The following is a 1,422-nucleotide window of genomic DNA, read 5'->3' on the forward strand; positions in this document are numbered from 1 at the left end:
TATTGCACCCTTGTATGCTGTTTTTAACGGTTGATTTTGATTAGATTGATGTGGCATCAAAGATATCGGAAAGAGCGCGTAGCGCGACTGTAGGTATCTTTGATGCGGCACTTCGGTCTTCTTGGATAGCCGTTCGGAAAAGTGCAGACCAGCGCCATTGGCGTAACCTGCAAGAGTTCATTGGGGAAGCCGTTGCACCCTTAAGCCGGACCGTGTGTCCGAGCTTGTTCTGTAGATTGGCTCCCCGCCCTATTCGCCAATGCCGTGGAGTATCGAAGGCTTAGAGCCTGTATCGACAAGGATGGCAGGCGCGTATGCAGGGTCGGAGAACCAGTGAACAGTGTAGTCCACTCACAAGGAGAAAGCATCATGACTTCCATCACGCACAAAAAAGTGTTTGCCGGTATCGATGTCGGCGCCGCTGAACTGGTTCTGGTTTTGCGTACAGGCGAGAAGTCCAGCCCAGCACAGTCGTTTCCCAATACCCCTGCCCACCACCGTCGGCTGCTGCAGAAGCTGGCAGCCAGCCCGGACTGTACGGTCTGTCTGGAGGCCACTGGCGTCTACTCGATGGATGTGACCATCGCGCTCCACGATGCCGGAATACCGCTCATGGTGATTAATCCACAGCGCTCGCATAACTTTGCCAAGGTGCTGGGCAAGCACAGCAAAACCGATAACGTCGATGCCGATACCCTGGCGCAGTTCGCCCAGCGCATGCCTTTCCAGCCTTGGGTGCGCCCCACCGACGCAGTTCTGGCCTTGAGAGCATTCTCACGCCGCATCCATGCCCTGACCGATCTAAAAACCATCTCGAAAAATCAGTCGCATGCCCTGTCATTTATTGCCAGCACTCCCAAAGTGGTCATGCAAGACGTGGCACTGGCTGTGACGCAACTCGAAAAACGTCTCGCCATCTTGACGGCAGCAACTCTCGAACTCATTCACGCCACCCCGGAGTTGCTGGCCCCATTTACGCTCCTGCTGGGCGTCAAAGGCATCGCCAATACCAGTGCCATCGCCTTGCTCGGCGAGCTGCTCTTGCTGCCTGCTGGACTGTCTCATGCGCAATGGGTCAAGTTCGCCGGGCTCGATCCGAAACACTTTCGCTCCGGCACCAGCGTTGATAAAAAAGCGCGCATTTCCAAGGCCGGCAATCACTACATTCGCGCCGCCTTGTACATGCCCGCTCTGAGCGCAAAGGCCCATGATCCGTACGTCAAAGCCTATTTCGAACATCTCATCGGCATGGGCAAAACCCCCATGCAGGGCGTCTGCGCCGTGATGCGCAAACTGCTGCACGCTTTGCACGGAATGCTTACCAACAATCAGCCTTTTGATAACACGCGATTCTATGCGGTCCCTGCTCAAATGATTCGCTCTTCAACCTGAAAAAGGCTTGCTTTTGAACAGAGTATCTAC

General features: G+C 54.9%; 1 protein-coding gene. It reads left to right on the top strand.

Features of this window, described 5'->3' with window-relative positions; translation table 11 throughout:
• Positions 1 to 369 precede the first annotated feature (369 nt).
• Positions 370 to 1,392, top strand: a complete 1,023-nt coding sequence (locus tag QN370_RS20500) for an IS110 family transposase (RefSeq protein WP_322126329.1) — start codon at positions 370 to 372, stop codon at positions 1,390 to 1,392.
• Positions 1,393 to 1,422: the final 30 nt, after the last annotated feature.

It is taken from the genome of Actimicrobium sp. CCI2.3 (assembly GCF_035019065.1).
Taxonomy (GTDB): Bacteria; Pseudomonadota; Gammaproteobacteria; order Burkholderiales; family Burkholderiaceae_D; genus Actimicrobium.

Bases quoted from the DNA above. Each gene is read 5' to 3' on its own strand.
- QN370_RS20500 (WP_322126329.1), top strand. From the start codon at position 370: ATGACTTCCATCACGCACAAAAAAGTGTTTGCCGGTATCGATGTCGGC.